We start from the raw sequence: 26,980 nt of genomic DNA, 5'->3' as shown, positions 1-26,980 counted from the left end.
AGTCGCTGATACAGCTGGCGGACTGAGGCGATCGATCCGCCTGATGTCCAGCCGCCGCGGCGGTGCCGAAAGGAATGGCGACGTGAAGACATCAAGACTGCCCACCTATTTCGTCAGCCATGGCGGTGGCCCCTGGCCCTATATGACCGGTGGTTTTCGCAGCAATTTCGATAAGCTCGAGCAATCCCTCGTCGAGATGCGGGCCGAACTTCAGGATCTGCCGAAGGCGGTGCTGGTCGTTTCGGGCCACTGGGAGGAGAGGGGCTTTGCCGTCTCTTCGGGCAGCAATCCGGGCATGGTCTACGACTATAACGGCTTCCCCGATTACCTCTATCAGATCAAATATGGCGCGCCGGGCTCCCCCGAGCTGGCGCGTCATGTGCAGGATCTGCTGCACTCCGCCGGCATCGACGCCAGGCCCGACCCCACCCGCGGCTTCGATCACGGCACCTTCAGCATCATGAAGCCGCTCTATCCGAACGAGGACATCCCCGTGGTCCAGCTCTCGCTGGATGCCGGTTACGATCCGGCGCTGCACCTCAAGGTCGGCCGGGCGCTCGCGCCGCTGCGTGACGAAGGCGTACTGATCATCGGCAGCGGCCTCAGCTACCATAACCTGTCGGCCATGCAGGGCGCGGCCGGACATGGCCCCTCCCGTCATTTTGACGCCTGGCTGCAGGAGACATTGATCCGCTCGCCCTTCGACCAGCGCACCGAGCGGCTTGTCGAATGGGAGAAGGCGCCCGCCGCCCGCGCGGCGCATCCGCGTGAAGACCACCTGATCCCCTTGATGGTGGCGGTGGGGGCGGCCGAGGACGAGCCAGGCGCCGTCACCTATCACCAGAAAGACTTCGCCGGCGGCCTGACCGCGTCGAGCTTCCGCTTCGGCGATGTTCCCTTAGCCCCGGCTTGAGCCGGATCGACGACCAGAACTCAAGAAGGCGGCATCCGCCGCCTGAACCCTCCCATCAACCCCTCTTTGGAAAATCCCGATGACCGATACCAGCAAATGGACGCCATATGTCCTCGCCATCCTGCGCATCATCACCGCGCTTCTCTTCCTCGAACACGCGACCATGAAATTCCTGCAATTTCCGGGTCCGATTCAGGGCGTGCCCTATCCGCTTCCTACGATTATGATCATTGCCGGCGCCATCGAGGTGATCACCTCGGCCCTGATGCTCGTCGGCTTTCAAACGCGCATCGCCGCTTTCATCGCCTCGGGCGAAATGGCGGCAGCCTATTTCATGGGCCACATGCCCTATGGCTTCTGGCCGGCGCTGAACATGGGCGAAGTCGCCATCCTGTTCTGCTTCATCTTCCTCTACATCGCCTTTGCCGGTGGTGGCGCATGGACGCTCGACACCGCGCGTCGTCCGGCCACGGCTTAAACGACGGGAACCGGCCTCTACCGGGCTGCCTGTCGACAGCCTGGCCTCACGCCCAAACGCGACGACAATTCTGGAGATCCACGATGAAAGCCGCCCTTCTCAAATCCTACGGTGCCGCCGTGCGCGGCCTCCTGGTCATCCCGATTTCCCACACCTTCACCCTGGACGAGATCGGTGCGGCGCAGAATGCGGTCGCAGCCGGAGCCGCGGGCAAGGTCGTGCTCAAGCATTGATTGGCCGAGCCGATCGAGCGTCACGCCGGAAATTGAACTCTCCGGGCATCGCCTGCGTCGTGGCGCGTTGGACGAAGTGCACGGTTTGAGCCTGACATCGCCTGAAAACCGCGCACACTTTCGGCATCATGCTCTGGCGCCATTGCCTTGTTTTCTCCGGCATCTGAACTATGGTGACGGTGGACGCAGAAGGCGCAAAAGTGACCAAGAAAAACCGTAGCAACCCGCGCTCGGAAAAACACACCGCCGACGCTCCAGCGGTCGACGCGTTCACCCGGAGCGCGCTTGCGTCGGATCTGACGTGGCTGCCGGATATGACGGCTGTTGGAAAGCCAGCGCTTACCGCTGAAGCCTATGTAGAGGCCTATCTCGCAGATCCTGGCGAATGGTATTGGACGACGCTTTTACTGCACGATCCGAGCGAGATCGTCTTGAAGCGAGTGCTCGCCATTATCGAGCAAGGCCAATTGCCTCGCCACGAAAAAGCGCTCGGCCAATTGGGCGCCGGCCCGCTCGAAGACATGATGTCGGAGGAGTTGCTGGATCGTCTACAACATTGGCTGCCCTTCACGCCGGCCATGCGCCATGCGCTCAGTCAGGTTCGAATGTCCGGCGAACCTCTTGTCTTGCAACAGCGACTGAAGGCCATGCTCTCGCGGTAGCGCCTCCGCGGGCGGCGCTCCAAGCCTCGTGCTTTAGTTCGAGATGTAGTTTCGAAGGAATGTGCGAACGCTGCGGATGGATTTTTCGGCGGCGTCCGGATTGTATTTTTCGATGTGACCCAACACCTTCCTTCCCACCTTGAACTCCGGGGCATCGAAATCGTGGTAGGTACCCTTGTAGATATTGAGTTCGATGGGCGGGCTATCGTCACTCAGATTGGCAAGCCTCTTCCGGCATCGGTCGGCCGGGCTCCAATTGTCTCGGTCGCCAGTCAAAATCAGGATCGGCACCGTCGCATCGCCCTGAGTTGCCGCGCAGCGGGGATAGTAGGCAACCGCCGCCTGGAATTTGTGCTCCATCAGTTGTTCGTTGCCTTCAATTTTTGTTCCCTCCAGCGTCGCCGTGCCGCCCGTTGAAAAGCCCATCAGGGCGACGCGCCTGATATCGACAAAACTTTGTTTCGATAAAAAATTCAAAGCGCCATAGGCGTCGAAGACGCGATCGGGGAGATGGCTTTGACACGTGTCCTTGATGTTGCGGGTGGTGAAGCTATCGACGACGAGCACGACGTAACCCCATGAAACCAGCCGTTTCGGCCAAAGGTCTTTGATGCTCAACCGCATACCCTCGCATCCATGCAGGACGACGACCGCCGGGAAGGGGCCATCGCCGCGGGGGCGGGATAGATATCCCAGCAGGGGCGTACCTTGCGGTTGAGAAAGAATTTCTCCCTGTTCCCTAGCCTTGCTTATTCGAAATGGGCTTAGCTTTACGGGCGCGCTTTCGAACTGAACCAGTTCGTCGGCATCAGCTGGGTTTCCAGCGAACGTGACGCTGAGAAAAGCGACGAGGCAAAGAAAAAGTCTCGTGGTTTTCACTGAACTTCTCCACCGTTGGATCAACAGCCCACTCATTGTACGCCGGACCTGAAGGCGCGCAAAGCGGCGAGGTGTTCTGCCACCTATTGGGTTGGGTTGGGTCGATTTCAAACCGGCGCATGACCTGCGATCAAAAGCCCTTGATCACCCCCTGGCACATCATTTATGACTGCCGTAAATCCAGGCTGCGAGATTTGAGTCAAGAGGGAATGTCGACCAAGTCGGCGCCGCCCTTCGATCGTACGCGCCATTCGCCAAGGCTTGCGGGTTTGCCACAGGCCCACCTCATGCTCCGTCATCCTCGGGCTTGTCCCGAGGATCTACGCGGACCTCCACCAGCAGCGGGCATGGATCCTCGCCACAAGGCCGAGGAAGACGGAGGGTGGGGAGCGCGGCTTGCCAAACTTGCCGGAGCGGATGGTATTCTGCCGCCTGTTATGTCGGGCAAGCTCGATTTCAAATTGACCGCGACGCACGATTAGCCGTTGATCACCCCCCGGCAAATCAGTTAAGACTACCGTAAATCCAAGCTGCGAAATTTGAATCCAGACGGTGATGTCGACCAAGTCGGCGCCGCCCTCCGATCGGTGTGTCTGTCACCGTCCGGCCAGCTTCCCCAGATCATCGTTGATCCCCATCCTCTTCCGCCTGACCGCTCATCTTCGATCACATCGGGATCGGGCCGGATAGCGCTCGCCTCTTTCAAGGAGAACTGCAATGGACGCTTCGATTGCTCCGGCCTCGCGGGCGGCAGTGGTGACGCCGAACGATACCGCCATTGTCGGTGCCCGCGCGCTTTATATCGGTACGACGGGCGATGTTGCCATTGCGCTGCGTCGGGACATGGATCCGGTCATCTTCAGAAACGTGCCGGCCGGGACGATCCTGCCGGTTCACGCCGCCATCGTGGCGCTGACCGGGACTACGGCCTCCAACATCGTCGCGCTGTTCTAGACCCTCCAGAAGCGGCGCCTCATGGGCAGACCCATCAAGTTCATCCAGGCGATTGCCGACAGGATTTGCGAGCGCATCGCCGACAGGGAAAGCCTCCGGTCGATCTGTCGGGATGAAGAGATGCCGTCCATGTCGAGCGTGCTGTCCTGGCTCGCCGATGAGGACAAGGCCGGTTTTCGGGCCAAATACGCCCTGGCGCGCGAGATCCAGGCGGACGGTTTTGTCGACGAGATGGTCGAGATTGCCGATGACCGCGCAGACGACTGGATCGAAAAGAAGAACGCCGCCGGCGAGACCACCGGCTGGCAGGAGAATGGCGAGGCCATAAGGCGTTCGCAGCTCCGCATCGCCACCCGTCAGTGGGTCGCCGAGAAGCTGAAGCCGAAGAAATACGGTTCCAAGGTCGAGCCCGACCATGGTGTCGTCGCGAGTGAAGTTTCGCAGTTGCTGGAAGATATCAATGGCAAGACGCGCGGACTTCCAAACGGCCGTTGACCAGTTTTCCGACTGGCGCTGGCGTCTGAACAACCTCTATTGGATCACCGACAAATCGGGCAAACGCGTTAGGTTCGAGATGAACTGGACGCAGATGACCTTTTTCGAGCAGATGCATTACCTCAATGTGCTGCTGAAGGCCCGCCAGCTGGGTCTGACGACCTTCATTCAGATCTTCATGCTCGATGCCTGCGTCTTCAACCGGGATATCAGGGCCGGCACGATCGCCCATACGCTCGGCGACGTGCAGACGATCTTCCGGGACAAGATCAAATACCCCTATGACAATCTGCCTGATGGTATCCGCAACGCCGTGCCTGTCGTCAGGGCCAACCAGACCGAACTGCTGCTTGGCAATAATTCGAGCATCCGTGTCGGCACCTCGCTGCGCTCGGGAACGCTGCAATATCTTCATATTTCCGAATATGGGAAGCTTTGCGCGAAATATCCCGAGAAGGCGAGGGAAGTCCGCACCGGCGCTTTGAATACCGTGCAGGCCGGCCAGCTGGTCTTCGTCGAAAGCACGGCGGAAGGCCAGGAAGGGCATTTCTACACGCTCTGCGAAGATGGCCAGGTCAAGCAGCGCCAGGCGGCAAAGCTCACCGAACTGGATTTCAAGTTCCATTTCTTCCCCTGGTGGAAGGAGCCGCAATATGCGATCGCGCCTCAAGGCGTCATCATCACCGATGCTTTCGCAAAATATTTCCGCAACCTGGCCGACCAGGGCATCGCGCTGACGGACCGGCAGAAGGCCTGGTACGTCAAGAAGGCCGAAACCCAGCTCGGCGACATGAAGCGCGAATATCCCTCGACGCCGGCAGAAGCTTTCGAGGCGAGCGTCGAGGGCGCCTATTACGCCGACCAGATGGCGGTCGCCGACGCCGAAGAGCGGATCGGGTTTTTCCCGCATGTCGAAGGTTATCCCGTCCACACCATCTCCGACATCGGCATGGACGATACCAACAGCGTCTGGCTGTTTCAGGTGTTGCCCGGCCGTGTCCGGATGATCGGCTATTTCGAGCATACCGGCACCGGCATGGACGGCATGCTCGACGAGCTGGAACGGCGCGGCGCCGAGCATGGCTATGTCTACGGCGTCCACAACATGCCGCACGACATCAAGGTCAGGGAATGGACGCGCGGCGGCATGACCCGCATCGAAGTGATGCTGAGAGAGGTCAAGGCTCGCGGCCTCGGCACCGTCCGCAAGATCGAGCGCGCCTATGTTCATGACCGGATCAACGGCACCAGGCGCATTCTGGCGAAGATCGAGTTCGACCAGGCCGGCTGCATCCAGGGCATCAAGTGCCTGAGGAACTACCGCAAGGACTGGGACGAGGATTTGAGCGTCTTCCGCGACGAGCCGCTGCACAACTGGGCCTCGCATGGCGCCGATGCTTTCGGGGGACTGGCGATTATCTTTACCGGCTTGGCGCCCGAACCGCTGAAGCCGCAGGCCAAGGCGCTGCCGACCTTCCAGACGATGACATTCAACGAATTTGCCGATTCCACCCCTGCATATAGCGAGCGTGTTTGATGGAAGACGAAACAACGGCTTTGGAGGGCGGGCAGCAATGGGATCTGGCAAAGGTCGGCGCCCGTTGGCAGCAGGAGCTCGAGCGTGGCCAGCGCTATTTCAAATCCTGGCACGACCGCTGCGTCAAGATCGAGAAGATCTATCTCGACCAGCAGTCCGACCAGACGAATGCGGCCAAGCGAAGGTTTCCGATGCTTTGGGCGAACACCTCGGTGCTGCAGCCGGCCGTCTACGCCCGGGTGCCGCAGCCCGTCGTCGAGCGCCGCTTCAAAGACGCCCAGCCGGTGGCGCGCATGGCCTCGGAACTCGTCGAACGTAACCTGTCCTATATGGGCGACGAAGCCGATATCGATTCCATCATGCGGGCGGTGCGCGACGATTTCCTGCTCTGCGCCCGCGGCACGGTGTGGCTGCGCTATGAGGCCGATTTCGAGCCGCTCGACATGGGCGTCCAGCCTTCCGACGCGCCTGCGAAGGAGGGCTTGCCCGAAGGTCTCCTCGGCGGCATGGGCGAGGATGGCGGAGCGCCGCCCGAGGCGATTAGCGACGAGCGTGTCTGCATCGATTATGTGCACTGGTCGGATTTCCTGCATTCGCCGGCGCGGCGCTGGAAGGATGTGACATGGGTGGCGCGGCGCGTACCGATGACCGACGAGGAGCTGGAGAAGCGGTTCGGCCCTGACGCCATGACATCGCTCCAGGCGCAAGCTGCGGGCAGCAACAAGGGCACCAACCAGACGGAGCGCGCCGAGAACGAAGGCAAGACCCATGTCTGGGAAATCTGGTGCAAGAGCGAAAATTATACGGTGTGGATCGCCGACGGCGCGCCGGTGGCGCTCGAAGTGTCGGAGCCGCCGCTGGATCTGACACACTTCTGGCCTTGCCCGCGCCCGGCCTATGGCACGATGTCGACGAGCTCGCTGATCCCGGTTCCCGACTATGTCTATTACCAGCAGCAATGCGACGAGATCGATCTGCTGACGAAGCGCGTCAACAAGCTGACCGATCAGCTGCGGCTGAAAGTGTTTTATCCCTCCGGCGACGGCGCAATCTCGCCGGCGATCGAGAAGGCGATGCGGCCGGAAAACGATACCGTCATGGTGCCGATCCCGGAATGGGCGGCCTTCACCGACAAGGGCGGCTCGAAGGCCATCGTGACGCTGCCGATCGACGAGGTGCAGAAGGTCATCATCGCCTGCATCCAGGCCCGCAAGCAGCTGATCGAGGACGTCTACCAGATCACCGGGATCTCGGACATCGTCCGCGGCGATACCCAGGCGTCCGAAACGGCGACGGCGCAGCGGATCAAGAGCCAATGGGGCTCGATCCGCATCCGCGACCGCCAGTCGGAACTTGCCCGCTTCGCCCGCGACATCATCCGCCTTGCCGGTGAAATCATCTGCGACCAGTTCCAGCCGGAAACGCTGATGCTGGTCAGCGGCATCAATCTGCCGACCATGGCCGAGAAGCAGCAGGTTCAAATGCAGATGCAACAGATGCAGATGGCGGCGCAGCAGGCCGCGGCGCGCGCCGAGCAGATGGGCCAGCCGGCCCCGCCGCCGCCCGAGATGCCGCCGCAGCTCAAACAAATGATGCAGCAACCGACGATCGACGAGGTCGTGCAGCTGTTGCGCAATGACAGCATTCGCGGCTTCCAGATCGACATCGAAACAGATTCGACGATCGAGCCCGACGAGGACGCCGAAAAGCAGCGCCGCATGGAATTCGTGCAGATGATCGGCGGCTTCCTGCAGCAGGCCGGCGCCATGGCGCAGCAGAACCCGATGCTGGTGCCCGTGATGGTCGAGACGCTGCTCTTTGCCGCCCGCGGCTTCAGGGCCGGCCGCCAGCTCGAAAGCACGCTGGAGCAGGTCGGCGCCCAGCTCTCCGAGGCGGCGACCGCGCCGAAGCAACCGCCGGAGCCACCGGCCGAGCAGATGATCAAGCTGAAAACGGCTGAAGTGAAGGCCGGTGCGGAGCAGCGGAAGGCTGAGCTTGGCGTTGCGCAGGCCGAGATCGAGCATCGCGCCATAGTCGAGCAGGCGCGCGGTGAGGCAGCGGCGCAGGCCTTGCAGCAGTTCCAGGCGCAGCAGCCCGCCTATCAATGATTGGGGTTGAAGCATGAGAGAACGTTATTGCCGTGTCTGCGGCGGCTGGCACCAGCTCGACGAGTGGCCGCACAACTGCATGCCGGCTGAGAATCCGGCGCAGTCCGATCTGCCGGCGCCGCATTTCGTCAGCGACAGCATCGACATCCAGTCGATGCATGACGGCAGGCATTACACCTCGAAAGCCAAGCTGCGCTCCGCCTACCGGGCAGCCGGCGTGGTCGAGATCGGCAATGAAAGGCCGCAGCCGATCGAAAAGCCGAAGACGGATCGCGCCGAGATCCGCAAGGAGCTGCGGCGAGTTCACGCCGAATACAACGCCTAGAGCAAACTGCTCTAACCTTTTGTTTTTACGGGCATCAATCCCCGACAAAGGAAGTTTCCGACATGGACATGGAAGACCTGAACGAGGCCGGCAACGGCAGCGAAGATTTTGGCGCGTTCGACGACAAACCCCTGAATGACAGGCCAGTCAGCATCCGCGACAGCCTGAAGGCGGCGATCGACACCGTCGAAGGCGATATTGCGGGCCAGCCGCGCGACGGGGAAAACGGCCGCTTCCTGGCCAAGGGGCAGGAGCAAGCGACAGCGGCGGCGAGGGCAGGGCAGACGCCTGCGGCAAACGCCGCTCAACAGACGCCCCAAGCACAGACCCAGATGCAGACCCGTGAACAGCCCGCAAACATCGGCAGCCGGGTTCCGCCCGGCTGGTCGGCGGAAGCCAAGGCGCAATTCGCGACCCTTCCCGGGGAAGTGCAGGCGGCGATTACCAAGCGGGAACAGGAGGTCGATAACGGCTTCCGCGTCCTGCAGGATTACAAGGGGCTCGAGGAGTTCACGCCGCTCATACGCCAGGCCGGCATGACCCATGCCGATGTCATGCGCCGGGCGATCGACTGGGAAAAGGCGCTCATCCACGATCCCGTCAACACCGTCGTTCACGTCGCCAGGATGGCCGGGGTCAATCTTCATGCCCTGGTCAATGGCCAGATGGATCACGTCCTGCAGCGGAGTTCGCAGCAGGCCGGACCACAGCCCGGACTACAACAAGGAGGACCGCAGCCTCGACACGTCAACGTCGAGGCGACGGTCGAACACGTTCTACGGAAAAGGGACACCGAAACTCAAGTCGATGCCTTCCTTTCCGACCCGGCAAACGCGCACGCCGATGACGTGCTGGACGATATGATCGCCCTTATCAACGCAGGGCGGGCATCGTCGCTTCAGGACGCCTACGACGCCGCATGCTGGATGCGCCCGGACATTCGCCGGCAGTTGATCAGCCAGACTGCACAGGCACCCGTCCAACAGCAAGCCCAGAGGGCAGCAGCGGCAGATCAAGCCCGCCGCGCCTCGCGATCCATCTCTGGATCTTCCGCGCCGGGCCCGACCCGCGATGCGGCAAGAGGCCAGCCCACTTCCATCCGAGACTCGCTGCGCGACGCCATGCGTTTTTCGCGTGGGCAAGTCTGATCAAAGGAATGATCAATGCCCATCTCGCCCAACCTCTCTGAAATCGTGACCACGACGCTGCGCAACCGCAGCGGCACGGTCGCCGACGACGTGACGAAGAACAACGGTCTTCTCACCCGTCTGAACAGCCGTGGCCGCAAGAAGCCCATCTCCGGCGGCCGCACCATCGTTCAGGAACTGCAGTACCAGGAAAACAGCACTTTCAAGCGCTATTCCGGCTACGATATCCTCAACGTTCAACCCTCCGACGTCATCACCGCTGCCGAATACGACCTCAAGCAGGCTGCGGTTGCCGTTTCCATGTCCGGCCTCGAACAGCTGCAGAACTCCGGCGAGGATGCAATCCTCGACCTGCTTGAGCAGCGCATCGAAAACGCCGAAACCACGCTGAAGAACAACATCGCGCTCGACTGCTATTCCGATGGCACGGCCGATGGCGGGCGTCAGATCGGCGGGTTGCAGCTGTTGATCTCGACCTCGCCGACATCAGGCACCGTCGGCGGCATCTCGCGCGCCACCTGGGGTTTCTGGCGCAACCAGAAATTCTCGGCCTCGGCCGATGGCGGTGCCGCCGCCTCGAATGCCAACATCCAGAGCTACATGAACCGGCTCTATATGTCCTGCGTTCGCGGCTCCGATGCGCCTGACCTTGTCGTCGCCGACAACAACTTCTTCCGCCTCTACTGGGAATCGCTGCAGGCGATCCAGCGCATCACCTCGGCGGACAAGGGCATGGCCGGCTTCCAGTCGCTGCAATACATGGGCGCCGACGTGATCTTCGACGGCGGCTTCGGCGGCGGTGCGCCGCTCAACCAGATGTTCTTCCTGAACACCAAGTACCTGTTCTATCGCCCGCACCGCGACCGCGACATGGCGCCGATCGGCGATGAGCGCATGAACACCAACCAGGATGCCTTCGTGCAGCTCATGGGCTTCGCCGGCAACCTCACCATGAACAACGCCTTCCTGCAGGGCGTGTTGTTCGCCTGATCGTCAACGAAAGGAAAAGCAAATGTCGGTCGCTTCAATCCAGTCCGATCGTCTTGGCGCGAACCCGTTCGTCGTCGAAGGCCCGATCGTTTCCGGCTCCGGTATTCCGGGCCCGAATTTCTCCCTCGGCGCTGTCGCCGGCGGAGACCGCGAATCCGAATGGGTCTATTGCCAGCTGGTGCTGGCCTCGCAGACGACCCTTCAGCCCGGCCAGTGGTTCCAGTGGACCCGGGATTATGTCGCCTCACTGCTGACCACGGCGGCTGCCGTCGTCGGCCAGCGCTGCGGCGTCTTTTCCGGCGCCGCCCAGCCCCCCACGCTGACCGGCGGCCCGGTCGGTGCCATCACCCTTGCACCGGGCACCTATTACATCTGGCTGCAGCGCAATGGCCAGGCTCCGGTATTGGTCGCAACCGCAACGGCGGCCCTCGTCGTTGCCGAAACCACGACCACGGCCGGCCAGGCGAGCGCCCCGGCATCCGCCACGGCAACCACCAAGGCCATCGCCAACGTCAACTTCGCGGCGGCCAACCAGACGTTTACCGCAACCACGGTCAACGGCTCCAACCTGCTGACGAGCCTTTCCGGCCTCAACGCCGGTTCCGGCCCGTTCATCGGTGCGGCCGTTTCCGGCACCGGCATATCAGGCGGAACCACCATCTCGGGCATCACTTACAGCCCGAGCGGCGTCGTCCAGAGCATCACCCTCTCGGCCAACGCCACCGCCAACGGCTCGGGCATCACCATCACCGCGACGGGCGTGCTCGAGGCGACGCTGATGCGTCCGTTCCTGTCGAAGGTGAACTAACATCGACGGGCGCTTCGGCGCCCGTTTCGTCAATCTATCCATACGCGGCCTGCCCCTCATCGCCTGCCGGCACCAACCAGGGTCGAGCCACGCGTCTCGACCCGTCCTTCGGACCCCCGTAAACGGGGCGAAGGGGATATGCCGTAACCTCTCCGTTCCCCTCAGACCTATCGCGGGGCACGTCCCCTCTCCCCGTCAGAACGGGGAGAGGGTTAGGGTGAGGGGCAGCCACCGGGCGCGACATCAAGCCGGCGCTTCGGCGCCCGTTCCCCATTTCCCCGCCATCAACAGCGAGACACGCACCATGCCCGACAGCAGCACCGGAATTTATGCCTCCTTTAGCCTCGAACCGGTCGAACAGACCTTTCTGACGGAGAAGGAAGGCCGGCCGATCTTCGCCGACAAGGAATTCGTCCGCATCTTCATCTCGGGCGACAAACACACCGAAGTCTATCGCGAGGTGACCGACAACGACAAACAGCGCTTTTCCGACGCCTATAAGCGTTTCAAGGAAGGGGCGGCCGCCCGCGAGCAGCTGACTGGCACGCCGCTGGCGCAATGGCCCTATCTGAAGCCCAGCCAGATCAAGGAGCTGGAGGCGGTCAATATCTATACCGTCGAGCAGCTTGCAGCCCTCTCCGATACCGTCAAGCAGAAGATCGGCATGGGGGCGAACGAGCTCGTCGCTGCCGCCCGCGCCTATCTGGCGACCGCTGAAAACTCGAGTGCTGCCTCGGCCTTTGCGGCCGAAAACGAGCGGTTGAAGGACGAGGTCACCCGCCTGCAGGAGCAGATGAGGGAGATGGCCACCCGCTTCGAGGCGCTCGAAAACGAACGCCAAGCCGGGGCCAAGTCCCGCGGCCGCGTCGCCGCCTGAACCGGAGATCCCGCGCATGTCGCTCTTGACCATCATTCAGAATGTCTGCTCGGAAATCGACCTCGATCCGCCGACGGCCGTCATGTCCTCGGCGGATCCGCAGATCATGCAGCTGCGCATCCTCTCCACCCGCGCCGGCCGCGACCTGATGCGCGAGCATGACTGGTCAACGCTCATGGTGCAGCGGCAATTCGCAACGACGGGCGCCAACCCCGAACCGGCCGAGCCGCCGGCTGACTGGGAGCGCTTCGCCGCCAATTCGAAGATCTGGAATGCCTCGCGCCTCTGGCAGCTGAACGGCCCGGTGGAGCCGCAGACCTGGCAGCGCAACAGGATCATCAATTCGAACCCGGTGCCTGAGATCTGGCGCATGGCCGGCGGCAAGCTCGATATCCACCCGAATGCTGCAGGCGAGACGATGGCTTACGAGTATATTTCCGGCTTCTGGGTGGCGCTGAATGGCGAGGCGACCTATGCCGCCAATTGGGCTGGTGACACCGATACCGCCCGTTTTCCCGAAGACCTTCTCGAACTCTCGCTGATCTGGCGCTGGAAGCGGGCCAAGGGTCTCGACTATGGCGAGGAGATCGCCAGTTTCGAGCGATCCAAGGAAGCCGCGATCGGCGCCGATCGGGCGGCAGCGCCCGTCGACCTCTCGCTGCCGGCGAGGGGCCAGGCGCCCGAGAATTATTGGCCCGGCACGATTACGGTGTCCAACCCATGACCCGCAGACCTGTCCCTCAAAACGGGCGCACCGGCCGGGTTTCGCCAGGCAAAGACTGGATCGCGCCGATCGGCGGCTGGCGAACCGATGTCGAGATGGCGGATATGCCTGCCGATGCGGCGTTTCAGCTCGACAACTTCTTTCCCGAGGCCAACCGGGTGCGCGCCCGTTACGGCTTCCTCGCACTCGCCACCGGCCTTGGCGCCGACGTGCAGACGGTCATTCCCTATTCAGGCGTCGGCAACAGGCTGTTTGCCGCGGCCGGCGACAAGATCTTCGATGTAACGGCGGGCGGCGCCGTTGGTGCGCCCGTCGTCTCCGGCATGGCAAGCGCCCACTGGTCGGTGCAGCAATATACCAACCCGGCCGGCCAGGAGTTTCTGCGCCTCGTCAATGGCCTCGACACGCCGCTGCTCTTCAACGGCACCGCCTGGACGAATAATTTTCTGGTGGGCACGGCAACGCTCGCCACCCAGAATGTTGCCATCAGGAACACGGCCTATACGCTGAGTTTCTTCGGTACCGGCTCCGTCGCCCTTTCCGGCGCCTTCGCCGGCACGCTGAACGGCACGGGCGTCGCCAACCGGGTGTCGCTGACCTTCACACCGGCAGCCGGCACGCTTGTCGTCACTGTCTCGGGAACGGTCGCCAATGCGCAGCTTGAGACGGGCGCGGTCGCCACACCTTACGTTCCCTCGACGATGATATCAGGCATTCCGGACGCATCGCTGCTGATCGCCGTCACCGCCTATCGCTCGCGTCTGTGGTTCATCGAGAAGAATTCGACCAATGTCTGGTATCTCGCCACCGATGCCGTCAGCGGCACGGCGACGGTGCTGCCGGTCGGCGGCAACATGAAATATGGCGGCACGCTGATTGCGATCAACGTCTGGACCATTCCCGTTTCCACAGGCCTGCAGCAGTGCCTGGTGCTGATCTCCTCGGAAGGCGAGGTGATCGTCTTCCAGGGCTCCGATCCCTCGAGTGCTTCCAATTGGGGCCTGATCGGCACCTTCAAGCTCGGCCGGCCGCTCGGCACCGATCGATGCCTGCTGTCGGTCGGCGCCGATCTGGCGATCATGACGACGGACGGTATCGTGCCGATCACCAAGGCCGTGCAGCTCGATCGGGGTGCGACCAGCCTCGGGGCGATCACCGCCAAGATCGGCCCGACCTGGCGCGAGACCGTTGCGGCGACCGGCACGACCTCTGAGGAGTGGCAGCTTTCGAGCTTTCCGGCGCGGCAGATGGCGATCGTCAACCTGCCGTCCTCCTTCGGCCCCTATCAATATGTGATGAACACCGAAACCGGGGCCTGGTGCCGCTTCGTCGGCATGCCCGCCTCCTGCTGGACGACTTGGCAGGACCGGCTGTTCTTCGGGGCGGGCGACGGCACGGTTTATGAGGCCGAAGTCGGCGCCAACGACAATGGCGTGGCGATCGACGCGTTGATGGTCGGCGCATGGAGCCGCTATGGCGACGGGCTCTCGACCAAGCTTTCGAAGCTGATCGGCGTGACGGCGCAGATCGGGGTTTCCACGCTGATGTATGCGGGGATTTCGGTCGACTACCAGACCAAGATTCCCAATGCACTTCTGTCGTCGATCGAGAACAATACGGCGGCAAAGTGGGGAACGGCGGTCTGGGGCGTGTCGAAATTCCCGGGTATCTCGCTTGTGCGCAAATTCGCCTCCGCCGGCGGTGCGGGTTCGGCCTTGGCGCCGACGATCCGGGCGCTGATCTCGGGCTCGTCAGGCTCGGTCTCCGAAGCGGCGGTGGTCGGCGGCTCGGTGCTTTACGAAAAGGGCGCGCCGATTTGATCGTCTCCGAACCGCGCGAGGAGATCGCGGCATGGGTCGGCAACAGGATCGGCGTGAGCTTCCACCCGCCTTACACGACGCTTGCCCATATCGACCGCGGCCGGATCATCGCCGGCTTCGTCTTCAATGTCTGGACCGAGCATGACGTCGAGGTTTCGCTTGCCGCCGACCGGCTGACGCTGACGCTGATGCGATCGGTCTTCCGCTATGTCGTGCACCAGCTCGGCTGCCGCCGTGCAACCGCAAGGACCCGCGCCGACAATGCTGAATCTCAGCGGGTTCTCGCACGGCTCGGCGCCCGTCTGGAGGGCCGCCAGCAAGCCTATTTCGGCGACTGCGACGCGCTGCTTTACGCAATCATGAAAGAGGATTTTCCCTATGGTCTCCACGCCGAAGGCCCCAAAGGCGCCTGATCCGACACAGACCGCAGCGGCACAGACGGCCACCAACGTCGACACCGCCATCGCCAATGCGGGACTCAGCCACACCAATCAGTACACGCCGGATGGTTCGCTGGAATACAAGGTCAGCGGCTACCAGACGATGACCGACCAGAACGGCAAGACCTATCGGCTGCCGACCTATTCGGCCTATCAGACCTATTCGCCCGAGAACCAGGCGATCTACGACCAGACGCAGCAGACGCAACTCGGCCTTGCCAGGCTCGCCAACGACCAGACCGGCAAGATTTCGGGCGTGTTGGGCACCAATGTCGATCTCAGCGCCGGCAATGTCGGCAAATATGTCAACGATCACTGGCAATCCGGCTTCAACAACCAGTGGGACCGCGATCAGGCGAGCCTCGATCAGAGCCTTGCCGACAAGGGCATCTCGATGGGCTCTGCCGCCTATGACAATGCGCTGCGCGATTTTTCGACGCGCAAGCAGGCCGCATCCGACCAGTATCTCGGCGACATGTATTCGAATGCCCAGAACTCGATCCTGACCGAGCGAAACCAGCCGCTGAACGAGATTTCGGCGCTGATGTCGGGCTCGCAGGTGCACCAGCCGAGCTATGTCAACACGCCGACGACGCAGCTGCCGACTGTGGATCAGGCCGGGCTGATCAATGAGAACTTCAATCAGAAGATGGGTCTCTACAATCAGCAGCTCGCCCAGTCGAACGCCGCCATGGGCGGCCTGTTCGGTCTTGGCGGCTCGCTGCTCGGCGGCTGGGCGAAGTCCGACCGGCGGCTGAAGGAAGACATCAAACGCGTCGGCACGCTGGAGAACGGTCTGCCGGTCTACGCCTTCAAATACAAGGACGGTGGCCCGATGCAGATCGGCCTGATGTCCGACGATGTGCGCACGATGCATCCGGACGCGGTGTTCGAACACGCAGACGGTTTCGACCGCGTCGATTACGGAAGGGCAGTGGCATGATCCCAACCATCTTCGGCGGCGATACCGGCAAGACACAAGGCGACATCGACGACCAGCGCAAGCGGCTGGCCTACGCGATGCTGCAGCAGGGCATGGACACGAGCCCGGTGCAATCTCCATGGCAAGGCGCGGCGCGACTGGCGCAGGCGCTGATGGGTGGGCTGGAGATCAGGCAGCAGAATGAGGAGCAGCAGGCGGGGAGGGCCGAGACTCCCGCCGGGTCGATGGGCGCGCCTTCCTCCCCGTCGGCGAAGTTGCCCGGCTTCTTGCCGTCGCTGTTCGGTGGCAACGAGGCTCCGGCCTCCCACGGTGAGATGGAGCTCGCCGCGACGAGGAGGGACGCGAATCTAGCGCCCCCGGAACCGGTCCCTCACGTTCGGTTGCCTGCACCGCCGCACCTGCCTTCGTCCGGTCCCGGTGTATCCGGCGTTCCGGTGCAGCCGCGGATGTCTGCGGTGACTCAGGGGAGCCTACAAGCTACGCCACCACCTTTGCCCTCGTCCACGGTCGGACCGACGCCCCAAGTCGCCGGCGCTCCGGACGTGGATCAGCAGCAGCCATCCCCGCAGGTCCGACCGGTCCGTTTTGCCCAGGCGCCGGGCGAGGCAGCCACTCGGGCGGCAGACCCAACTGCTCCTGCTGAAAGCCCGCAGCCTCCCACACCACGCCGGACCCCGAACGGAACCGCATGGAGCCTCGCCCCTGTGCGACAGGGTCCGGTTCTGGAAGATCCACTGCCTCCCACGCCGCGCAGGACCTCGAACGGAACCACTTGGAGCATTGAAAAGTAATGACGACAATCAATGTCAATGGCCAGCGTATCACGGTTGACGACAGCTTTTTAAGCCTCTCCCCCGAGGAGCAGAATAGGGCTGTTGACGAGATTTCGCAGCAGTTCCCCAGGCCCGCGGGAGCGGTCGACAAGAGCTTCAAAGGGGCCTTTCTGCCTGTAAGTAAAGATGCCGACGGGAATCTCAACTGGTTTGACACAGATGCCGGCTTCATCGGAGCGATAAAACGCGCCGTTATGCTTCCGGGTGACGTCTACAGCGGCAAAGTGCAGATGAACGGCCCAGATGGCAGAACGAGCCCGGAGGCGATCGGCCGCTCCTTGGAGTTTGCGTCTACGTTCATTCCCGGATCGCCGGCCCTTCACGCTGGCGAGCACGTCATTCCTGGTGTAACGAACACCCTTCGAACGCCTAAAATGATTGAGCCTCCGTCAGCCGCTGATCTATATGCCGAAGCGTTGCGCAACGCTAAAACCATGCGGGACAGTGGCGTCGATTTTGCCTCGGATGCCGTTAAAAAAATGGCGGAGGCGGCGAAGGGCAAGCTTGACGAAGAAGGCCTTCCCGCAGGACTTGCAGGCAAGACGCACCAGATCCTCGATGAGCTCGCCAACCCGCCGACAGACAGCGTTGCCGACATCAAGGGGCTGTACTCTGCTCGCGAAACGTTCAAGAATATCAAAAAAGTCAATGACGGCAACGAGCAGTCAGCGGCGTCTAAGGCTATTCACGGGCTGGACGAGTTTATTACTGCTGACGATCCGGCGGCTGTTGTGGCTGGACCCGGTTCCGAGGCAGCGCGGGCCCTCAAAGCGGGAAACGCCAATGAGGCAGCCGCAATGCGCTCCCAAAAACTCACTGAGCTCCCCGATCCGGCAAAATCCGGGGCAAACGCGGGCAAGACGACACGACAGCGTCTAGGCAATCTGCTTCTCGACGAGAAGCAAACGGCCGCTTTCTCGCCCGAAGAGTTAAAGCTTCTGCGCGCCGTCAATGAAGGAAACATAGCCTCCAATTCCACCCGCGCTGTTGGGAATCTTCTTGATGGAGGCCGCGCTGCGGGTGCCGGTCTTCTTGGCCTGGCTGGGGCTGTGGCATCTGGATTTCCAAAAATCGGCGCAACTGTAACTTCATTGCCGCTTGTCGGCACCATAAGCCGAAACCTATCCAACGCCCTGACAGAGCGCGCTCTGCAGCAGGTAGAACGTGGGGTTCGGCGACGATCGCCGCTCTATCAATCGAGGCTTGAAAACGCTCCCAAAGAAGCCGTCTATCCTTGGAGGACGGACGCACTCGTACGCGCTTTATTGCTTTCTCGACAGCAGCAAGATGACGGTAAGCCATGGATATGAATTTCGGCATTAAAAATCCTTCTGGAAGCTTGCGAGTTGTGAGATACACGCTGTCAGCGGTTATCAAGGCCGATCTGGATCGGTATGGCGACCAGCAGCAATATTGCCAAGGTGATCATCAGGCCGAGGGTGGCGCCGAGCAGGCAGCTGATAACGCTGAAATACATTCCCTCGCCGCTCGCCCGCGCCCGCTTCCATCCCCGGATTGGCAGCAGGAACACCACCACGAATGGGGCGCCTTGGTAAGGATGTGGGCGGCATATTTCAAAACGGCCGGAAAATCGTCTCGACTCCGGTCGATCGAAGGTTGGAAGACAGGAACGCGCGAAGCACATCCCTCCGTCCGATGAAGTAACAGATCGGCCCCGCCGTGAAAGCGCCGGAGAGAAACATGGTCAACTCGATCGGAAACTGATTAACCACCCACCTGCCGGGGCCTGTCCGGAGCGGGGGACCATGAGGCAAGCGTCACGACGGCGATGAGCATTGCGACGATCTTGATCGCTCTAGGTGACGGTTGGTTCGGTTCGTGATCACTCTGCATGCCGCAACCGACACTATACGACTCGAGGCCTCGCAATTCGCGGGGCCTTTTTCTTTGGAGAAGGTCAATGCCCAGAAACCCATCAACCGGCGTCTATTCCAAGCCCGCCGGAACGACACCTTCCGTTGGCCAGGTCATCGACCCCGTGCCGTGGAACGCGCTGACCACTGACCTCGGTAACGAGATCACCAACTCGCTGCCAGACGCGCATGATGGCGACGAGATGCCGATCGCTGGCGATTACGTTGAAATCGCCTCGGATGATTATCAAACGACATCAACCTGCTCGTAGCCGGAAAAGCATATCGGTGTCGCCGATGGTTCTCTTATCTTCGACCACCGGTTGCCTCTTCCAAACTGAAGGGCAAAGTTGTAGATGCCTCTTATGATCAAGAAGCTCCTCAAAGCGGTATTACCGAAGTCTGCAATTGTCGCCGCCTATCAGTGGCATACGCGGGAAAAGCGATATAGATCTTGGGCCCACGCGGCAGCGGCCAGCGCCGAGTACGCATCCCGGGATCTCACGGCTTTCAGGGTGGCGCGCTCGCGGCAAATCGTCGGCGACGAGGATTCCTACGCAAAGCCGCCAGAAGAACTGCTCCAGACCTTCGACCTGCCCTCTGGCCGGTTCGTTGATTTCGGCGGTTCAGCCGGGGAGATGTGCGCTGTCCTGCAACGGCGGTTCCCTTCGTGGTCGTTCACCGTGGTCGAGACCAAGGCAATGTCGGATGCATCGAGGGCGCTGCGCCCATCGATATCGCATTCTGATCAACTGCCCGATGGATACGATGTCTTCTATAGCAGCGGAACGCTTCAATATCTGGCCGATCCTGAACGGCTATGGAGTGATGCTCTCGGCAGGACGGGACGGTACGCTTATCTGGCACGGAATTGTTTCTCCAATCGGAAGACATTCAGCGTTCAGTCATCCAGGCTCTTTGACAACGGCGCTGGACCGATTCCTGAAGGGTTCGACGACGTCAATATCCGCTACCCGCATCAAACCATTTCAGAGGCGTCGTTGACAGCAATAGCTGGTCGAATGGGCTTCGATCTTATCGGCAGGTTCGAAGGTCGCAATAGCGGCCTCACCGGCAGCAAAACGGATGCTTACGGAGCCGACCTCTTATTCAAGAGACGATAGTCGGACATAGGTCATAAGCGAAAGCGGAAAATGGGGGCACTCTTTCGAAGCCACAGTTTCTCCCCGCTGCCCGATCTCAACAGCGAACAGGTTCAAGTGCCCGCCTTTGAAGAGACGGGTGCGTTACCATGTCCGCGATCTTGAGGTGAGCGATCGAGGCTGTCGATCTCTGCGGTGCTCAACCGGAGCGAATACAGTCGCCTATGCACCTGCCTTCGCAAGACACCACCAATGGCCTCGCATGCGCGGGGCCTTTTCCTTTGGAGACGATGAATGCCCAGAAACCCCTCAACCGGCGTCTATTCCAAGCCCGCCGGAACGACACCGTCTGTCGGCCAGGTCATCGACCCCGTGCCGTGGAACGCGCTGACCACCGACCTCGGCAACGAAATCACCAACTCGCTGCCGCGCGACGGCTCGGCGCCGATGGTCGCGCCGTTGAAGGCCGCAGGCGGAACGGTGTCCGCGCCGGGCCTCGGCTTCGCTTCGAACCCGCAAACCGGTCTCTATCTCAAGGGTGGCGGGTTGCTGGGGTTCACCCAGAACGGCGTCGACGTCGCCTTCGACAAGGCTTCGGTCTACGCGGCCAAATCGGGTGATTACACAGCGCTTGCGTCCGACGATAACGCTATCCATCGCTTCACCGCGGCAGCGACGCTCACCCTGAGCGCAGCCGCAGCGCTCGGCGCAAACTGGCACTATTGCGTCATCGCCGACGGCGGGGACGTGGCGATCGATCCGAATGGGGCAGAGACGATCGACGGGGCGGCAACGCTTGTCGTTCCGAACGGGTATTCCACCTTCATCGTCAGCAGTGGGACAGCGTTCTTCACGGATAAGCTGATTGCCAAGATCCAGGCTAAATCGGAGATCAACAACGTCGTCGGGTGTGAGACCGTCTATGTATCCAGCACTTCTATTCAGATAAAAACCGGCAAAGTATTCTTCAATGCCAAGAACGTCGTCTATGCTTCCGCACTGACAAAATCCCTGTCTGGCACTTTCACCGCCGGCAATAATGGCGGGTTCCTTGATACCGGTGTCATGCAGGCGAGCAAAACCTATTTTGTTCATTCTGTGCGCAACCTGACCACAGGTGCCGGTGATTGGGTCGCTAGTCTGCAGTCTGACCCGGCGCTCGTTTCAACAGGAAATCTTACAGGTTGGGAGGTTGTTGGGCGCGTAAACGTCGTCTTGACCACGTCCGTTAATGTCATTCGCCAGTATGTTCAGGATGGCAACGAATATCGAATTACGGCCGCCGTGCAGGAATACAACGGTTCCGGCATAGCTGCCAACGATATACAGCCAGTTGGCACGCCGGCCGGGATTGCTACTGAAATCTATTGGATGCTTGCGGTTAATTCGGCGGCCAACTCATCTGGCGAGCTTGGCGCGGGGGCTGATGCTGTCACATCTCCTGTTGCAGCCTTCAATGTCAACGCGGGCAACACAGCACAAGCGGGCCGCGTATCTGCTCGCAGCCGATCGCGATCAACGGGGATTGTAACCTTTTACGCCATCACGACGGTCGGTACCGTATCGTACACATTGCGATCAAACGGCTTTAACGACTATACCGTGCCGCGTCTGAATGGAGCTTGATCATGACTTTGGTTTACGTGATGCGCGACGAAAATGGCGCAATCAAAGGTGTGTTCGCCGGCAGACAGGAAATCGCACAAGAGGCGATCGATGACCTGGGCGAAGAGGTCCAGGCATTCCTTCACCCGAAGGCTGCGGTGTCTTTTGTTTCCGCCCGACAGTTCAAGCTCCACCTTCTTGCGTCTGGGTTGATCGACGTCGTTGACGTGTGGGTGGCTCAACAGCCCCGAGACGTTCAGATCGCGTATGAGTATTCCGTGATCTTCGTCAAGGGCAGTCCGATGATGTTGGCCGGGTTCGCTGCCATGGGATTTTCCAGTTCGCAGATCGATGCGTTCTTCGAGGCGGCGTCGAAAATATGACGGCGGGGCGGCTAAAACATATTGGCACCCCACACCCATTCTATCTAAAGATGGAAGACCCGTATGCGCTTTGGAAGCGCGGTCTCTCCAAGACGACCGGTTATGCCTTTCTTGCACAGAACACCTTTTCTGAGACGGACCAGTTCAGGGTTCAGCATTCGGCTGTTCAACAACGGCGCCGGCCCGATCCCAGAAGGTTTCAAAGATGTTGTCGTCCGATACCCGCGCAGGACCATTTCAGAGCGGCGTCTGATCGATATCGCATCTGGAGCAGGCTTCGAGTTGGTAAACCGCATTGCAGATAGAAATGGCGGCCTCATCCAAGGCGCCAAAGGCATGTATGGCGCCGATCTGCTGTTTAAGAGGCGGTAGACCACCACCGTGAAAATTCAATAACAGGGCGCTCTTCGGGGCGCCTTTTTCTTTTCCGAAAAATGAAGACTTCCATGCTCGTCCCTCACTGGCGGCGCGTCCTCGCGCGCTATGCGACATACTTCGCCTATGCGTTGCGCAAGGACGCCGACTTTGTCCTTCGACATGGTTTTCTCGACCTCGCCGACGATCGGCGGCATCACCACGACACTGCTCACGGGCGACACCATTGTGAAATGCTTCGGCGTGGTGCTGACCGATGGGAGCACGAACATTCGGCCGTTCGTGCTGTATCCACGTGACGAATATACGTTCGTGACGCCGGTCAATGATGCTGCCAATGCCGCTATCTCTTCGACCTAGGCGCTTCTGGCTGACAGTGCCTAATTAAGCGCGGGTGAAGGCAAAATTGAGATTCCAGTATACCTCCACAGTCACGACCGCCTCCGCGCTTTTTCAGACCCATCGCAGGGGATATTGACTGCAAGCATCAGTAATGACGTCGGCGCTGTCTAGGTTGCCGGAAACTATGTCGTCGGCTCAGCGGGTATATGGACAAGCACGACAAGCAGATCCGCAAGTCGCGGGCGCGGCCGGCAATATATGGATGTCGATCTATGGTTTCTACTTCCCGTGCGGAAGGATCGCATGAGGAATCATTCTCCTTGCAGTGATTGGTATATCGCAATAATTGTGGAGACAACATTAAATCCACCAGGGAGACGAAATGGGATACTTTATAAAGCGCGGGAAACCGATCGATAGTGGCAGACTGAAAAAGGATCTGAATAAACAGGGCTCGATCGCTGCGGCTCGCGCTTTTTCCGAGCAGATCGAAAAGGGCGCGCTCCTTGAGAAGTGCCCGGCCTGCGGGAGCAGTGCCCATCATAAGCTTCTGACAGTCTACGGCTTCGACTATCACGAATGCGAGGGCTGCGGTTCGGCCTTCGTCTGCAACCCGCCGGCTGACGAGGCGCTGTCAGCGGCCTACCGATCGGACTATTACACAGAGGCGCAAAAGGTTCTCTACGCCAACGATTCGATCATCGACTATCGCGTCGCTCAGGTTTTCACGCCGAAGGTCGAATTTGCAATTGAACATTCTCGGGCATCGAAAAAGACATGGCTCGATATCGGTTGCGGCGTTGGCGAGACATTGTCAGTAGCGAAAGGCCACGGATACACTATCCTTGGGCTCGAGCCGAATGTGATGCAAGCTGAGTATGCCGCCAAGCGTTTCGGCGTCGAGGTCAGGCAGGATTACATCTCGAAGGATACGGTTTCGAAGTATCGCGGCCAATATGGCGTGATCTCAATGTTCAGCGTTTTGGAGCATGTGCCGGACCCGAACCAGATCCTGGCGGACGTTTCAGCGATCCAAGGTGAGGGGGATACGCTCGTTATCGAGGTTCCGCATTTTCCCTCGATCTCTACGATGAGCCAGATGACATTCCCGAACTACGTCAACCGCATGATGCACCCGCCATTGCATCTATTCCTGTTCTCGCTCCGCGCACTTGAGGGAATGCTCAAACGCCACGGCTACAAGATCAATGCGGCGTGGCTGTTTGGTCAGGACTTCTACGAGATGATCAGCACGCTGGGGCTCTTGGCGCCGGCTCTAAACCAATCGAAACTCCTTTCGGCGCTATCGCCGATGATGAGTGACCTGCAGGCAGTTATCGATAATCACGATATGAGCGACGAAGTGCTCTTGGTCACTGAGCGCGTTTGACCAAAAACATACATTTAATGAATGACTGAAGGCGGTTCTTTACGAATCGCTTTTTTCTATACCCGCGAGGCAACCATGCCCGTATCGAGCGTCAACACAGCCGGGACATAAAACGGCAACAGCTTGCCGGCTATGTCCTGTGGGTTTCCGACACATTCCACGCCGGCTCTGTCAACACCCTTCATGAATACCTTGAAGCCATGCGTTGAACAACGACCGACCATCATATAGCGTGCCGGAAGGATTTGCTGTGGTGGGAATTAATGACGGCTTTAGATCAACTGCTGAGCGTATATTGGCTACGTCCCGAAACGGCCATTTGGCGGTTTCTCGATATCGAGGCAATGAAGGGGTTTGAACTCAAGGGAAGATCCTTGGACTTTGGATGCGGGGACGGGTTGTTTTCGTTCATCAGGGCAGGCGGGCGGTTCAGTGCCGAATTCGACGCCTTCCAGAAGACGGAACAACTCGACCGGTTCTATGAAAAAGCTGATGTGTATGACGCCTACGATGAGAGCTTCGACCCTCTAGTCAACATTCCGGCGTCATATCAGATAAGCGTTGGCTTTGACCACAAGGCCAACTTGTTGCGAAAAGCGGCAGCGCTTGGGTTCTACAAAGAAACCGTTGAGGGCGATGGGAACGGTCCTCTTCCTTTCGATGACAATTCTTTCGGATCTATTTTTTCGAACATCGTTTATTGGCTCGACAACCCAATAAGCGTTCTCACGGAATTGAGAAGGATCTTGGAGCCGGGCGGCACGATTTGCCTGATGCTCCCGAACGACACGCTTCCGGAGTATAGTTTCTACAACTCGTTGTATGTTGAGACGAAAGACGAACGATGGAAGTGGCTTGAGCTACTTGATCGCGGCAGACTGAGTGACAACATCAAGCAATCGAAATCGGATGAGGATTGGCGAGAAATTTTCGCCAGAGCCGGACTTTCGGTTTCACGCCACTCGCAGCACTTGCCGAAGGCGATAATCCAGACCTGGGACATTGGTTTCCGGCCAATGTTCCCGGCCCTCATGAAAATGGTTGATGGCGTTGATCGCGAGAAGATGCCAGGCATAAAAGCAGAGTGGGTAAGCGCTCTCAGAATGTTCGCCACTCCGCTCGCGGCGATGGGTGCCATTAACGACGAACGCAGTGCATTCCACTGCTATATCCTGTCGAAATAGCCGCTCGGTCCCGGACCTCTGAAACCAGCGAAGGCGGCTTTCTGGCGTCGCCTTTTGCATTACGGGGATTTTTCAGCCGCAGGATGGACGCCTTCTTCCAAGCGGCGTCGGAGCTCCAAACTCCCCATCTTTGCCTTGGCACGGCGCGCGGCGGCATGGCACGGCTTCTCGATCCATCGATAGAACGGGTAGACGAGCACCAATGATAGGGCGCAAACGACAATCGGCGGTGTCACAAACCGTTCAACAGCCGCCGCCGCGATGACGTGGATAAGGTAGATCGAAAAGCAAGCGGCGCCGATCTTTTCCAGAGCCTTGACAGGGCCTCGATCTGTCGCATTCTTGATTTCCGCCAGCATCCAGCATCCCGCCAGCACAGCGAAGGGCACCATAGTCAGGTAAAAGCCGGCGGCCGTGTTCATCGTCGCCCAATAAAGTGTGGAAGCACTTACGGCAGTCACGACACGCCAGCCCCAAACATTACCTGGAAGTTTCAGGCGGTCGAGATTTTCAGCGAGATAGCAGCCAAGAAGCCAGGCAGGTAGACCGACAACCCAATTGAGTTGCGGCCCGTATTTCATAGCGTTCCCATATTGGTCCGAGCCGAGGCCAATTGCTACGCCATAGGAGGCAATGACCGAAACGGCGATAAGAACCTTCCATCCGATCCGGCGCGATATCGGTAAGATCAGCGGGTACAGGCAGTAGTAGACGGCTTCGCACACGACGGACCATAGAATGTAGCCGTCTATCGGATTGTAGGCCCTTATGCCCATCGCTTGAGCCAGGATCAAGGCGGCGGCGGCAGGCGGTACGATCCGGATGAAGCGGCCGGAGAGGAATGGCGCAACCTGCAGGTCACGGAACCGATACGGGTAGTGGATACAGAAGCCGGAAACCACGAAAAAGGCGATCACGGCAGGGTGGCCGGTAAAAATGTACTTCGCAACCCCAGGCAACGACGGCCCGAGAAGATGAGCGAATACGACTGAAAGGGCTGCAATCGCCCTAACGGTGTCCAGCCCCAAAACTCTCTGCTGATCGGATCTCATTCCCCACCTTATCCGACTGGCGACAAACACCACAATAGGAAAACAATGATCGGACCTCAGCGGGCCTGATTGCTCCCATCTATAATTCGGAGCCCCCATGCTCGTCCATAACTGGCGCGCGGTGCTGAAGCACGCCTGGTCGGTGCGCCTCATGGCGCTGGCGCTGCCTCTCCTCATCATCTAGCCCATCTACACCTTCGTCCAGCAGCAAATCTCAGGAGACCTGAATGGCAAACCGCCGGCAGAAGGGTAGTGCCGCCGCGGCCATGGCCGTGGCGCTCGTCGGATCGTTCGAGGGATTGCGCCAGAATGCCTATCCCGATCCGGCGACGCAGGGGAAGCAGTGGACGATCCGCTACGGCGCCACCAATGCCGGAATCCTCGCTGCTCAGGCGACCGTCGTCAACAACTCGACCGTCTTTGCCGGCGAGAACGTCGAACTGATCGGCCCATCCGGTCGCTATGATAATACGCATCTCAATGAAGCTGGCGCCGAACAGCGCGC

At 60.2% G+C, this 26,980-nt stretch carries 27 protein-coding genes and 1 pseudogene; 26 read left to right on the top strand and 2 right to left on the bottom strand.

Going from position 1 to position 26,980, the window contains the following annotated elements:
- Positions 1-82 precede the first annotated feature (82 nt).
- The 4 genes from GR198_RS32125 (at position 83) to GR198_RS32105 (ending at position 2,286) form a co-directional block, all read left to right on the top strand.
- Positions 83-913 carry a DODA-type extradiol aromatic ring-opening family dioxygenase gene (locus GR198_RS32125; protein ID WP_164070290.1) on the top strand — a complete coding sequence of 277 codons (831 nt, stop codon included), beginning with the start codon at positions 83-85 and terminating at the stop codon, positions 911-913.
- A gap of 79 nt (positions 914-992) precedes the next feature.
- Entirely contained in the window at positions 993-1,391 is a 399-nt protein-coding gene (locus tag GR198_RS32120; protein ID WP_105005317.1) for a DoxX family protein, read from the top strand.
- Positions 1,392-1,474: 83 nt separating this feature from the next.
- Entirely contained in the window at positions 1,475-1,624 is a 150-nt protein-coding gene (locus GR198_RS32110) for a hypothetical protein (protein ID WP_246711143.1), read from the top strand.
- Between the two features lie 170 nt (positions 1,625-1,794).
- On the top strand, positions 1,795-2,286 hold the full coding sequence (locus GR198_RS32105; RefSeq protein ID WP_164070289.1) for a hypothetical protein: 492 nt from the start codon (positions 1,795-1,797) through the stop codon (positions 2,284-2,286).
- Between the two features lie 33 nt (positions 2,287-2,319).
- On the opposite strand, the gene GR198_RS32100 is transcribed toward GR198_RS32105, so the two are convergent.
- Positions 2,320-3,201, bottom strand: coding sequence for a dienelactone hydrolase family protein (locus GR198_RS32100; RefSeq protein ID WP_164070288.1), 882 nt, complete (start codon positions 3,199-3,201; stop codon positions 2,320-2,322).
- A 681-nt stretch (positions 3,202-3,882) separates the two neighbouring features.
- Between GR198_RS32100 and GR198_RS32095 the strand changes: the two genes are divergently transcribed.
- From GR198_RS32095 to GR198_RS31995, 21 genes are all read left to right on the top strand, one after another.
- The gene (locus tag GR198_RS32095; protein WP_164070287.1) at positions 3,883-4,119 is read left to right on the top strand and encodes a spike base protein, RCAP_Rcc01079 family; all 237 of its coding nucleotides are present in this window, start codon (positions 3,883-3,885) and stop codon (positions 4,117-4,119) included.
- Between the two features lie 21 nt (positions 4,120-4,140).
- Positions 4,141-4,614: a terminase small subunit protein gene (locus GR198_RS32090; protein WP_164070286.1), complete on the top strand. Its 474-nt coding sequence runs from the start codon at positions 4,141-4,143 to the stop codon at positions 4,612-4,614.
- Positions 4,580-6,151 (top strand): terminase, encoded by a 1,572-nt coding sequence (locus tag GR198_RS32085; RefSeq protein WP_164070285.1) that lies wholly within the window; start codon positions 4,580-4,582, stop codon positions 6,149-6,151. The genes GR198_RS32090 and GR198_RS32085 overlap by 35 nt, the downstream gene beginning before the upstream one ends.
- Positions 6,151-8,259, top strand: a complete 2,109-nt coding sequence (locus GR198_RS32080; protein WP_164070284.1) for a hypothetical protein — start codon at positions 6,151-6,153, stop codon at positions 8,257-8,259. The genes GR198_RS32085 and GR198_RS32080 overlap by 1 nt, the downstream gene beginning before the upstream one ends.
- 13 nt (positions 8,260-8,272) lie before the next feature.
- The gene (locus GR198_RS32075; protein WP_164070283.1) at positions 8,273-8,584 is read left to right on the top strand and encodes a hypothetical protein; all 312 of its coding nucleotides are present in this window, start codon (positions 8,273-8,275) and stop codon (positions 8,582-8,584) included.
- 62 nt (positions 8,585-8,646) lie between these two features.
- Positions 8,647-9,732, top strand: a complete 1,086-nt coding sequence (locus GR198_RS32070) for a hypothetical protein (RefSeq protein ID WP_164070282.1) — start codon at positions 8,647-8,649, stop codon at positions 9,730-9,732.
- A 15-nt stretch (positions 9,733-9,747) separates the two neighbouring features.
- The gene (locus GR198_RS32065) at positions 9,748-10,722 is read left to right on the top strand and encodes a phage major capsid protein (RefSeq protein ID WP_017990701.1); all 975 of its coding nucleotides are present in this window, start codon (positions 9,748-9,750) and stop codon (positions 10,720-10,722) included.
- Between the two features lie 22 nt (positions 10,723-10,744).
- On the top strand, positions 10,745-11,530 hold the full coding sequence (locus GR198_RS32060; RefSeq protein WP_164070281.1) for a hypothetical protein: 786 nt from the start codon (positions 10,745-10,747) through the stop codon (positions 11,528-11,530).
- Positions 11,531-11,834: 304 nt separating this feature from the next.
- Positions 11,835-12,407: a hypothetical protein gene (locus GR198_RS32055; RefSeq protein WP_164070313.1), complete on the top strand. Its 573-nt coding sequence runs from the start codon at positions 11,835-11,837 to the stop codon at positions 12,405-12,407.
- 16 nt (positions 12,408-12,423) lie between these two features.
- Entirely contained in the window at positions 12,424-13,131 is a 708-nt protein-coding gene (locus GR198_RS32050) for a phage adaptor protein (RefSeq protein WP_164070280.1), read from the top strand.
- Entirely contained in the window at positions 13,128-14,951 is a 1,824-nt protein-coding gene (locus tag GR198_RS32045) for a hypothetical protein (protein ID WP_164070279.1), read from the top strand. The genes GR198_RS32050 and GR198_RS32045 overlap by 4 nt, the downstream gene beginning before the upstream one ends.
- The gene (locus GR198_RS32040) at positions 14,948-15,364 is read left to right on the top strand and encodes a GNAT family N-acetyltransferase (RefSeq protein ID WP_065279222.1); all 417 of its coding nucleotides are present in this window, start codon (positions 14,948-14,950) and stop codon (positions 15,362-15,364) included. Before GR198_RS32045 ends, GR198_RS32040 begins: the two co-directional genes overlap by 4 nt.
- A complete protein-coding gene (locus GR198_RS32035; protein ID WP_164070278.1) occupies positions 15,330-16,334 on the top strand; it encodes a tail fiber domain-containing protein in 1,005 nt (334 codons plus the stop codon). Before GR198_RS32040 ends, GR198_RS32035 begins: the two co-directional genes overlap by 35 nt.
- A 790-nt stretch (positions 16,335-17,124) precedes the next feature.
- Entirely contained in the window at positions 17,125-18,477 is a 1,353-nt protein-coding gene (locus tag GR198_RS32030; RefSeq protein WP_164070277.1) for a hypothetical protein, read from the top strand.
- A 611-nt stretch (positions 18,478-19,088) separates the two neighbouring features.
- Positions 19,089-19,313, top strand: a complete 225-nt coding sequence (locus tag GR198_RS32025) for a hypothetical protein (protein WP_164070253.1) — start codon at positions 19,089-19,091, stop codon at positions 19,311-19,313.
- 93 nt (positions 19,314-19,406) lie between these two features.
- Entirely contained in the window at positions 19,407-20,165 is a 759-nt protein-coding gene (locus GR198_RS32020) for a hypothetical protein (protein ID WP_164070276.1), read from the top strand.
- Positions 20,166-20,438: 273 nt separating this feature from the next.
- A complete protein-coding gene (locus GR198_RS32015; RefSeq protein WP_164070275.1) occupies positions 20,439-21,770 on the top strand; it encodes a hypothetical protein in 1,332 nt (443 codons plus the stop codon).
- Between the two features lie 2 nt (positions 21,771-21,772).
- The gene (locus GR198_RS32010) at positions 21,773-22,132 is read left to right on the top strand and encodes a hypothetical protein (RefSeq protein WP_164070274.1); all 360 of its coding nucleotides are present in this window, start codon (positions 21,773-21,775) and stop codon (positions 22,130-22,132) included.
- Positions 22,133-22,657: 525 nt separating this feature from the next.
- Positions 22,658-22,867, top strand: coding sequence for a hypothetical protein (locus GR198_RS36405; protein ID WP_409514063.1), 210 nt, complete (start codon positions 22,658-22,660; stop codon positions 22,865-22,867).
- A gap of 364 nt (positions 22,868-23,231) precedes the next feature.
- Positions 23,232-24,239 carry a class I SAM-dependent methyltransferase gene (locus GR198_RS32000; protein ID WP_164070273.1) on the top strand — a complete coding sequence of 336 codons (1,008 nt, stop codon included), beginning with the start codon at positions 23,232-23,234 and terminating at the stop codon, positions 24,237-24,239.
- 263 nt (positions 24,240-24,502) lie between these two features.
- Positions 24,503-25,423 (top strand): methyltransferase domain-containing protein, encoded by a 921-nt coding sequence (locus GR198_RS31995; protein WP_164070272.1) that lies wholly within the window; start codon positions 24,503-24,505, stop codon positions 25,421-25,423.
- 59 nt (positions 25,424-25,482) lie between these two features.
- On the opposite strand, the gene GR198_RS31990 is transcribed toward GR198_RS31995, so the two are convergent.
- Entirely contained in the window at positions 25,483-26,475 is a 993-nt protein-coding gene (locus tag GR198_RS31990; protein WP_164070271.1) for an acyltransferase family protein, read from the bottom strand.
- A 227-nt stretch (positions 26,476-26,702) separates the two neighbouring features.
- Between GR198_RS31990 and GR198_RS31985 the strand changes: the two are divergent.
- A pseudogene (locus GR198_RS31985) lies at positions 26,703-26,846 on the top strand (lysozyme); the annotation flags it as partial.
- Positions 26,847-26,980: the final 134 nt, after the last annotated feature.

The organism is Rhizobium leguminosarum, assembly GCF_010668065.1.
Taxonomy (GTDB): domain Bacteria; phylum Pseudomonadota; class Alphaproteobacteria; order Rhizobiales; family Rhizobiaceae; genus Rhizobium; species Rhizobium leguminosarum_S.
Note: the sequence above shows the minus strand (reverse complement) of the source record. Positions and strands in the feature narration are given on the sequence as shown.

Excerpts from the sequence above, each read along its gene's own strand:
- GR198_RS32120 (WP_105005317.1), top strand. The coding sequence starts at position 993 with ATGACCGATACCAGCAAATGGACGCCATATGTCCTCGCCATCCTGCGC.
- GR198_RS32110 (WP_246711143.1), top strand. The coding sequence starts at position 1,475 with ATGAAAGCCGCCCTTCTCAAATCCTACGGTGCCGCCGTGCGCGGCCTC.
- GR198_RS32105 (WP_164070289.1), top strand. The coding sequence starts at position 1,795 with ATGGTGACGGTGGACGCAGAAGGCGCAAAAGTGACCAAGAAAAACCGT.
- GR198_RS32100 (WP_164070288.1), bottom strand. The coding sequence starts at position 3,201 with ATGAGTGGGCTGTTGATCCAACGGTGGAGAAGTTCAGTGAAAACCACG.
- GR198_RS32095 (WP_164070287.1), top strand. The coding sequence starts at position 3,883 with ATGGACGCTTCGATTGCTCCGGCCTCGCGGGCGGCAGTGGTGACGCCG.
- GR198_RS32090 (WP_164070286.1), top strand. The coding sequence starts at position 4,141 with ATGGGCAGACCCATCAAGTTCATCCAGGCGATTGCCGACAGGATTTGC.
- GR198_RS32085 (WP_164070285.1), top strand. The coding sequence starts at position 4,580 with ATGGCAAGACGCGCGGACTTCCAAACGGCCGTTGACCAGTTTTCCGAC.
- GR198_RS32080 (WP_164070284.1), top strand. The coding sequence starts at position 6,151 with ATGGAAGACGAAACAACGGCTTTGGAGGGCGGGCAGCAATGGGATCTG.
- GR198_RS32075 (WP_164070283.1), top strand. The coding sequence starts at position 8,273 with ATGAGAGAACGTTATTGCCGTGTCTGCGGCGGCTGGCACCAGCTCGAC.
- GR198_RS32070 (WP_164070282.1), top strand. The coding sequence starts at position 8,647 with ATGGACATGGAAGACCTGAACGAGGCCGGCAACGGCAGCGAAGATTTT.
- GR198_RS32065 (WP_017990701.1), top strand. The coding sequence starts at position 9,748 with ATGCCCATCTCGCCCAACCTCTCTGAAATCGTGACCACGACGCTGCGC.
- GR198_RS32060 (WP_164070281.1), top strand. The coding sequence starts at position 10,745 with ATGTCGGTCGCTTCAATCCAGTCCGATCGTCTTGGCGCGAACCCGTTC.
- GR198_RS32055 (WP_164070313.1), top strand. The coding sequence starts at position 11,835 with ATGCCCGACAGCAGCACCGGAATTTATGCCTCCTTTAGCCTCGAACCG.
- GR198_RS32050 (WP_164070280.1), top strand. The coding sequence starts at position 12,424 with ATGTCGCTCTTGACCATCATTCAGAATGTCTGCTCGGAAATCGACCTC.
- GR198_RS32045 (WP_164070279.1), top strand. The coding sequence starts at position 13,128 with ATGACCCGCAGACCTGTCCCTCAAAACGGGCGCACCGGCCGGGTTTCG.
- GR198_RS32035 (WP_164070278.1), top strand. The coding sequence starts at position 15,330 with ATGGTCTCCACGCCGAAGGCCCCAAAGGCGCCTGATCCGACACAGACC.
- GR198_RS32030 (WP_164070277.1), top strand. The coding sequence starts at position 17,125 with ATGACGACAATCAATGTCAATGGCCAGCGTATCACGGTTGACGACAGC.
- GR198_RS32025 (WP_164070253.1), top strand. The coding sequence starts at position 19,089 with ATGCCCAGAAACCCATCAACCGGCGTCTATTCCAAGCCCGCCGGAACG.
- GR198_RS32020 (WP_164070276.1), top strand. The coding sequence starts at position 19,407 with ATGATCAAGAAGCTCCTCAAAGCGGTATTACCGAAGTCTGCAATTGTC.
- GR198_RS32015 (WP_164070275.1), top strand. The coding sequence starts at position 20,439 with ATGCCCAGAAACCCCTCAACCGGCGTCTATTCCAAGCCCGCCGGAACG.
- GR198_RS32010 (WP_164070274.1), top strand. The coding sequence starts at position 21,773 with ATGACTTTGGTTTACGTGATGCGCGACGAAAATGGCGCAATCAAAGGT.
- GR198_RS32000 (WP_164070273.1), top strand. The coding sequence starts at position 23,232 with ATGGGATACTTTATAAAGCGCGGGAAACCGATCGATAGTGGCAGACTG.
- GR198_RS31995 (WP_164070272.1), top strand. The coding sequence starts at position 24,503 with ATGACGGCTTTAGATCAACTGCTGAGCGTATATTGGCTACGTCCCGAA.
- GR198_RS31990 (WP_164070271.1), bottom strand. The coding sequence starts at position 26,475 with ATGAGATCCGATCAGCAGAGAGTTTTGGGGCTGGACACCGTTAGGGCG.